A 7,642-nucleotide genomic window follows, 5' to 3' on the forward strand; every position below is an offset into this window, starting at 1 on the left:
AAAAAACAAAGGCAATAGTGACTATGTTGCAATTTAAATGCCGATTAGCTTATCTAGAGTCCTTGCTATTAACTAAGCTTTTGAGTTATCTATTCACCGAGCAAATCCATCACCTCTTCTAACTTATGTTTAGCTTTATAAAGGTTAATCAGTACTTGCTGTTCCCAAGATTGGGGAGGATGAAGTCTTCTATTCTCCAGTGTGAATTTAATAAGGTTAAGGAAATCAGTTACTGGTACTGTGATCGCCCCGAAAGTGCGATCGCTTCTAAAACTCAAACAATGCACTGATTAAAATACGCGTAGGCGCAGCCCAACCCAAGCATGATTTTGTCGAAGTAATACCATTTTCGATTGAGAATTGCCGTCTGTGCCTTAGCTTGTCAATTCATTTAGGCTTTGTCTGGAGAGCGATGTCTACGACGGGCTACGCCTACGCATTCTAAATACAAAGCTGAATCAACAGCTTAAGTTTGCGCGGAATGCGATCGCCATTGAGTCTTATAGTAAATAGTTCCAAACCTTTACAAGGCTAAAGTTTGAGGAATTGTACAACTTTTTTATTTATCAATATGACGAATTTTGAGAAAAGTGTACAACTTTTTTATACTTATACACTTTTCTGCTTTCTATGCTTGATTGGACTTACGGCAAGCTTATCCTTCCAATTTGGACTAGCGGCAAAGTTATGGTTCCAAACTGCCAATTTCATCCAAAATTAGCTGACGCAAGAATGAGGGTTGTAGTTTTGTTGACGGCAAAGTTATGGCTAAAGTCACACTATCTGCTATCACCCAGCGCGTCTATGGAGCGATCGCCTATTATAAAAGCAGAAATATTGAGATTGCACTATCCCCTATTCGGCTTGAGCAAATTTTGTTTGCATCGGATCATCCATTGGTGGATGCCGGCCGATTTCTTTATCAGCCTCACGAATATTGATAATCCGTTCCCGGTTCAAGGTTAATGCGGTGACTGTTGCTCGTCCCACATCTGTCAAACCCATAATTAAAAGCCCATCGGCAGACCAAATAAAATGCTCACTCCAGTTATACTGTCGGGGGTTAAATAATGAAACTTCTTCTCCAGATAGAGGGTCAGTTGCTGTCAGCCGATTTGTCTTCCTGCGATTGCAGTGAAAGCAAGCCAACGCCAAATTTTCCAAATTATCTGTTCCCCCCAATGACAACGGCATAATATGGTCTACGGTGAACTGTACATATTGCCATTGTTCAGAGGCATGGCAATACTCACATAGGTAATTAGCGCGTTGACGTACTTGCTTTTGAATCGATTCAGGAATTTTGCTACGAGAGGACACAATTTATCATGCTGGCTGAGTTGGAGCAAGGGACAAATTACGAATTGTGCGATTGACAAAGCTTAAGTAATCATCAATTTCTTCGTAGCAATCAAGTTCTTGTTCTTCTTCTGCACTGAGTGAAGTGTCTTGCTGTTTTGCCAATAGTTCTTCAACGCGACTTTGAACACTGCTAGATGCTCTAAAAACTGGAATACCTTCCTCTAAATCAATCCGAACTGCGCCATCAATGGGTAGTTTTGTTGGCAGGCGATAGAGTTTCGGTAGTTGAGAAATGCTCATTGCAGTGCCAGAAAGTTAATCGATGAGTAGTTTAATTGTAGCCCAAAGGTGCGATCGCTTTCTTAATTGAGTGTTGTGACCAAATTGTATAACTAAAAACATTTTTGGCGTAACAAATTACCTTAATATCTAAGTAAACTGGTGATATAGAGAACACCAGAAGTGTTGAATACTGATACAAAACTTTACATTGTTAGTTACACTAACTCTCAAAAGCCTAAATTAGTCAACAAAACATCATCTCCTCAAACCAATGAACATAACTGATTTTCTGACACATACAAGATTGTAAATAGCGGAATTTATCTAATAGTGTATGTCCCCATTGTGGAGGAATCAATATAATCTGTAAAATCAGATAAGCTATCAAGCTAACATAAATTTGTATGGTGATACCATTGACGTTTTTGGTAATCAACTTGTCAAGCTTTAAGTGCATCTTTAAAAACTTCCATAACAGTTCAACTCCCCAACGTAATCGATAAATGTCCCTAATTTCATTATCAGTGACTGCTGCATCTCCTGACTCTGGTAAATTAGTTACTAAGCGAAATTCAGTTTTCGTTTCTAAATCACAGAAATTAATCACTCTAAAAGAAAAGAGCATGATCAGATGCACCAACTTTGATTAATCCAGTCCTGTTCTCAAATTCTAATTTCCAATTGTTTTTAATCCGCAAAACAAAGTATTTGCTTTCTTGTACCAATTCTTGGATAAACTTTAATCCTGCGAAGCCTCTATCCATTACTCCAACAGCATTAGTTGGTAGACTAGACATCATTTGTGAACCAAATTTATAATCATGGTCATGCCCAAAGTTGATAAAGTTCTCTTCTGGACTTCCAGTAGCTAGATTTAGAGAACTAAAAAGTTTAACTTGATGATGACCTAGCACCCATAATAACTTACTGGTGAGAGTGATAATTGTAGAATCAATTGGGCAAATGGCGTATTTACCGTGTAATTTTTTGTGAGTTTTCTTCTGTACTAACTCATTCAATTTTTGATAAATTTCTTGAAAGGGTTTTTGACTACGGTGAGAACTTGCCTTAGAAAATGTAGAAATATCTACTTCAAATCCTGTGTTATTTAATCTTTGAAATAAATCTCGCATACTTGTTAAACTGTTATCCAGGGCATAGGATAGCCAGCACTCAAAGAATAGACGACTATTTAATACTGGATAATCTTTTTTTGGCAGGCTTTTCAGGATATCTTTGACAATTTTGGGAAATGAATTTATAATCACAATCAAACTAATATATTTTAAGCCTTCGCCCAAAAATACCATATTTTGGGCTATTTTTATCGGATTTCTCTTAACATTCAACACTTCTGCCAAGAACCAATTTATGCTTTAAGTCACAATAACTGATAGCTGCGAACCACGCCAATCCTGACTGCGAAAACTTTTAGCTTGATAAATATTATCTATTAACGTTTGCAGAATTCGGTAAACCCGCCAACGCAGTAGCTCCCAAAGCTACACAATTTAAGGTTTTTGGCGCTAACCCAAGCGTATTGATTTTTATAATCCTGTGACAAGATTTTGTTAAATTGACGAATAATTAGTTAATGTACAAGGTACTAAAATAAACTAAACAGCGTTGTACAATCAGCACCGTCCGATCGTACAACGCTTAATTTCAAATACTGTCAAAAAACTGTTTTTTACCTGTTTTGTCCACTTAAATTAAGTGGCATCATTATCTAAATCTAAATTGCGATCGCCTCTTTTAGAGAAAGCGGTAAGCGCAACCATGCTCAAAGAGCTTTACAGCATTGAGCAAAAGCTCAACCACCACTGTGAGAACTCTTGCCACCTTCACGGCCAATCTCGGACATGTGTTCTCTATCTTGGCTTACAGCTTCACCGCCTTTTTGCCCAGCTTCACGAGCCTCTTCAGAAGTAAACTCATGAGCAGTGCCTTTTTCATGGGCAACTTTTCCGCCCTTTTGCCCAGCTTCACGAGCTTCTTCAGAAGTGAACTCATGAGCAGTGCCTTTTTCATGGGCAGCTTGTCCGCCTTTGCTTGCTATTTCACGTTGCTTGTCTTCATCCATAGAAGCAAAGCCACGGTTGCTAGTATCTGACATAATAAAACTCCTTGTAACTAACTAAAGCCTTGTAGCTTTTGAGGTAGTGAAACCCCAAGAAGCTTTTCATCTGAGTTGTATTCTTGCTTTAAGTTAGCTCTGCAAATCTACTAAATTCATTCTTCTTTAGAGATAAATATTCAAGGCTAATTTCTCCTTAAGGTATATAACTAAAGTCACAATTTTTACTAAATATCCCTATTCGCTTCTATAAAAGAGAATTGAGTCGCTCTATACGTTGACGCTGTTTTGACCACTGCTGACAAACCTCTGTAGCCAAATGCTTTTCTTCTGCTGTTAATAGCTCATCAGGTTTGCCAGAAGCCAATATCCTAGCTGCTTTTGCAGCCAACTTGTAGTTCACACCGTATTTGACTAAATTGTGTGTGAAAAAATTCTTCCAAGTCTTGAACTGACATAAAAAACTCTCCTTTAATCAAATTGTCATATTCAGTTAGGGCATTAAAATTTCATGAATAAAATTATGTAACAGCAATTACTGGGAATTATTACAAATATTTCAGCTGACTGACTTTCCTCGGAGGATGTATGAGTATTTCTCTCAAATCTCCGCTGAGGGAAAGTCACTCTTCACTCTTTTGACATGAAGCGATGTCTCTTAATTAGCCCTGACGCTCGAACGCAAGAGTGTGTCGCAGACAAGACTCGCTAACAATGAATGGCAGCTTGTCACAGATTCTGCTACCGGGGAAGGGCGTAAGCGTAGCCCGCCACAGGCATCGTCAAGGAACCGGAATCTGGAGTTTGGGTGATATGTCGCAGACAAGCGATCGCTTGTTTGTGGCACAGTTATGTAACTCTAAATTAAATTCTTTCTATTAGTTTTATTTTATGGTAAAAAATTGATTGTGACAAAATCTAGTTAATATTAATTAGCTTGGCTAAAATTATCTTATTAGAATTCTAATGCTTTATTATCGCCGATTGCAATTGCCATCAAAATATTTCAATATTCTCATTGCGATAGTAACTTTTATTTTGTTTATCTGGTTAACTCCTACCGTTGCTCAAACATTAACGAAAGCTCCAGTTATTTTGGATGGGCAACAGCTTTTTAAGATTAGTGATTCTGGTCAGTATAACGCTCAAGAAAGGGCAAGTTTAATCAATTCACAATTGAAAAATGCAATTCAAACTTATGAATCTATCCAAGTTAAAATTGAAAAACGCAACCAGCTACCTACTATTTTGCTAAATGACCGCTATCTGTTAACGGTTACAGAACAAGATACTGTTCCAGGTAGCACAGTTGATGAGCAGTCAAAGATTTGGTCACAGCAAATAGAAGAAGCGTTACAGCAAGCTCACTTAGAGCGAACTAGAACCTATCTGCAACAAACAACTTTTGTAGCAGCAGCAATTTTACTCATGACTATTGGGTTCAGTTGGCTATTGGGATGGATTAAGCATCACTTTTTCCGAGTAGTATCACAACGCTTAACTACTAGCAATACAATACCTAATTCAGAACCACTTAGAGTATTGGAAATATTTTTCAAATTAGTGTTGGCGAGTACGCGTATCGCCCTTTGGATGAGTGCGATTCTTTATATCACTAATCTGTTTCCTTTTACTCGTCAATGGAGCTACCAAATTTCAAATATCCTGATTACCAGTTTCACATCGCCTATTCTGACATTAGGCAAGAATCCTTACTCTCTTACTGAATTAATAATTTTGATTGGTTTGTTGTTCGGCTTAGTTATTTTTGCTGGAACTGTAACCAATTTTTTACGTTCTCGCATTCTACATTTTACTGGAATCAATCGTGGCGCTCAAGAAGCGATTGTAATACTTTTCAAATATGGTCTAATTTTTATTGGCACACTGGTATTGCTACAAATCTGGGGGCTTGATATTAGCTCTTTGACAATCTTAGCAAGTGCTTTAAGTGTTGGAATTGGCTTTGGCTTACAGGATATTGCTAAGAATTTTGGCAGTGGTTTAGTACTAGTATTTGAGCGTCCGATTCAGGTTGGAGATTTTGTGGAAGTCGGGGAATATACAGGCATTGTCGAGCGAATAGGTGCAAGAAGTACCGAGATTCGTACTCTTGACCATGTTTCAATCATTGTACCTAACTCTCGTTTTTTAGAAAAAGAAGTAATCAACTGGAGCCATCGCAACCCGATTTCTCGCCTTCATCTCCCTATTGGCGTTGCTTATAGCTCAGATCCCAAAGCGGTGCAAGCTGCTCTATTAGACGCAGCCTCTAAGCATCCCAATGTATTGCAGGCTCCTTCTCCTCTAGTATTGTTTAAAGAGTTTGGTAACAACAGTTTAAATTTTGAGTTATTAGTATGGACTGCGGAACCTAATAAACAATTCTTGCTCAAAAGTGATTTATACTACAATATCTACGAAGCATTACAGCAAAGAGAAATTGAAATCCCTTTCCCTCAGTTAGATTTACATATGCGTTCTGGCACGTTGGAATTTCCGCCAGAAATGCAGTTAGCTTTAATACAAATGTTTGAACGATTGTCAAACAATAAATAAGGTATATAGTGATCCGAATTGATTTCTGAAATTATTTACGTAAGAAGGCAATAGGCAATAGGCAATAGGCAAAAAGCCTCTTTGAGTTACACTGAATTTTTTCACGCAATTAAATATGAGTCCTATAGATCCAATCAATCCAAGTCAAAATAAAAGGTAAATTTGATAATTACCTCGCTCAAACTATTGAGTTAGGGACTGCCGTGATACGTTCAAAAATTAAATCGAGGAGAATTTAATATCGTGTCCGGTTAAAGTCTTATCATTAAGAACGTAGTTCTTGCTGGGGGAAAAAGGGTTTTCCGATTTTCTATTTTGAATTGCTTAGTATCCTGCTTGCTTGTCTACGACATTCCTCAAAGGCTGACCAGTTTGGTAACGTTTGAGATTGTCAATAAAAAGTTGTGCTATGCGCTTTTTCAGCCGTGGTGACATGGCTGAACAATGGGGAGTGATAAAGGCGTTCGATAACGACCACAAGGGACTTTCTGGTGGCAAAGGTTCTGTAGCCACTGTATCTAATCCAGCACCTGCAATCCATCCTTCACGTAGTGCAGTGAGCAATGCAACTTCATCGACGATCGCACCACGAGCGATATTAATTAAGTAAGCAGACTGACGCATGGAGCGCAATGCAGCTTCATCGATCAAGCCTTTAGTTTCTGGAGTTAACGGTGTGGCAATTACTACATAGTCGGCTGCTGGGAGGAGCAATCGCCACTCATCGGCACCCACAACCTTGTCAAAATTCGGTAGCGGTTCAGGATGGCGGCGACTACCCCAAACTTGAACTCCAAAGGCTTTAGCGCGAGATGCGATTGCCTGACCAATATTCCCGGTGCCAAGAATTAACAAAGTTGCGTCTGCCAACTCTTCGAGACATATTCCTCTTACCCAAGTATGTTCATCCTGCAAAGTTTGCAATTTCCGCAGATTCTTGGCGTGATAAAGCATGAATGCCAAGACAAATTCCGAAATTGGAATCGCATGAACCCCTGCGACATTCGTGAGGATAATATCCTTTTGTAAAAAAGTTGGTATGAGGATGTGATTCACGCCAGCACTCGGCGACTGTTGCCAACGCAGTCTGGGTGCTGCTGTCAGCACTTTATCAAGGGTAGAAGTTTTCAGATAAAATCCGTTGACATAAACTTCTGCATCACTGGCATCACCATCAAAATTACCTTCACTATCCACCTGCACAACATCTATATCAGATGGTAGGTGTGGCTGAATATCAGCAATTAGATGATCAGGTAAAATTAGTTTTACCATTTATTATGGTTCCATTTCATTTTGAATTTTCAAAGGGATTGGATATTACAAAAGATAAAATAAAGTATGAAGGTAGAGGCTTTATTCAGCTATTACCCCTCTTTCAAGAAACACTTGACGTAAAGCTTATGTAGAAAGGGTTTGATA

General features: G+C 38.6%; 7 protein-coding genes and 2 pseudogenes. 2 read left to right on the top strand and 7 right to left on the bottom strand.

Annotated elements, in window-relative coordinates; all coding sequences use genetic code 11:
- Positions 1-89 precede the first annotated feature (89 nt).
- From VB740_RS34700 to VB740_RS34725, 6 genes and pseudogenes are all read right to left on the bottom strand, one after another.
- Positions 90-278 carry a hypothetical protein gene (locus VB740_RS34700; protein WP_323204351.1) on the bottom strand — a complete coding sequence of 63 codons (189 nt, stop codon included), beginning with the start codon at positions 276-278 and terminating at the stop codon, positions 90-92.
- A gap of 577 nt (positions 279-855) precedes the next feature.
- Positions 856-1,320 carry an HNH endonuclease gene (locus VB740_RS34705; RefSeq protein ID WP_323204352.1) on the bottom strand — a complete coding sequence of 155 codons (465 nt, stop codon included), beginning with the start codon at positions 1,318-1,320 and terminating at the stop codon, positions 856-858.
- 6 nt (positions 1,321-1,326) lie between these two features.
- On the bottom strand, positions 1,327-1,602 hold the full coding sequence (locus VB740_RS34710; protein ID WP_323204353.1) for a hypothetical protein: 276 nt from the start codon (positions 1,600-1,602) through the stop codon (positions 1,327-1,329).
- 226 nt (positions 1,603-1,828) lie between these two features.
- A pseudogene (locus VB740_RS34715) lies at positions 1,829-2,852 on the bottom strand (IS4 family transposase).
- 548 nt (positions 2,853-3,400) lie between these two features.
- Positions 3,401-3,700 (bottom strand): annotated as a pseudogene (locus VB740_RS34720) (KGG domain-containing protein); the annotation flags it as partial.
- Positions 3,701-3,908: 208 nt separating this feature from the next.
- Positions 3,909-4,064: a hypothetical protein gene (locus VB740_RS34725; protein WP_323204355.1), complete on the bottom strand. Its 156-nt coding sequence runs from the start codon at positions 4,062-4,064 to the stop codon at positions 3,909-3,911.
- Between the two features lie 311 nt (positions 4,065-4,375).
- Between VB740_RS34725 and VB740_RS34730 the strand changes: the two genes are divergently transcribed.
- Together VB740_RS34730 and VB740_RS34735 are read left to right on the top strand one after the other, a co-directional pair.
- On the top strand, positions 4,376-4,543 hold the full coding sequence (locus tag VB740_RS34730; protein ID WP_323204356.1) for a hypothetical protein: 168 nt from the start codon (positions 4,376-4,378) through the stop codon (positions 4,541-4,543).
- Between the two features lie 84 nt (positions 4,544-4,627).
- Positions 4,628-6,220, top strand: coding sequence for a mechanosensitive ion channel family protein (locus tag VB740_RS34735; protein WP_323204357.1), 1,593 nt, complete (start codon positions 4,628-4,630; stop codon positions 6,218-6,220).
- Positions 6,221-6,544: 324 nt separating this feature from the next.
- Here the strand turns inward: VB740_RS34735 and VB740_RS34740 are convergent, their stop codons facing one another.
- A complete protein-coding gene (locus tag VB740_RS34740) occupies positions 6,545-7,495 on the bottom strand; it encodes a D-2-hydroxyacid dehydrogenase (protein WP_323204358.1) in 951 nt (316 codons plus the stop codon).
- Between the last annotated feature and the right edge of the window lie 147 nt (positions 7,496-7,642).

This window comes from Nostoc sp. UHCC 0251 (genome assembly GCF_034932245.1).
Taxonomy (GTDB): Bacteria; Cyanobacteriota; Cyanobacteriia; order Cyanobacteriales; family Nostocaceae; genus Nostoc.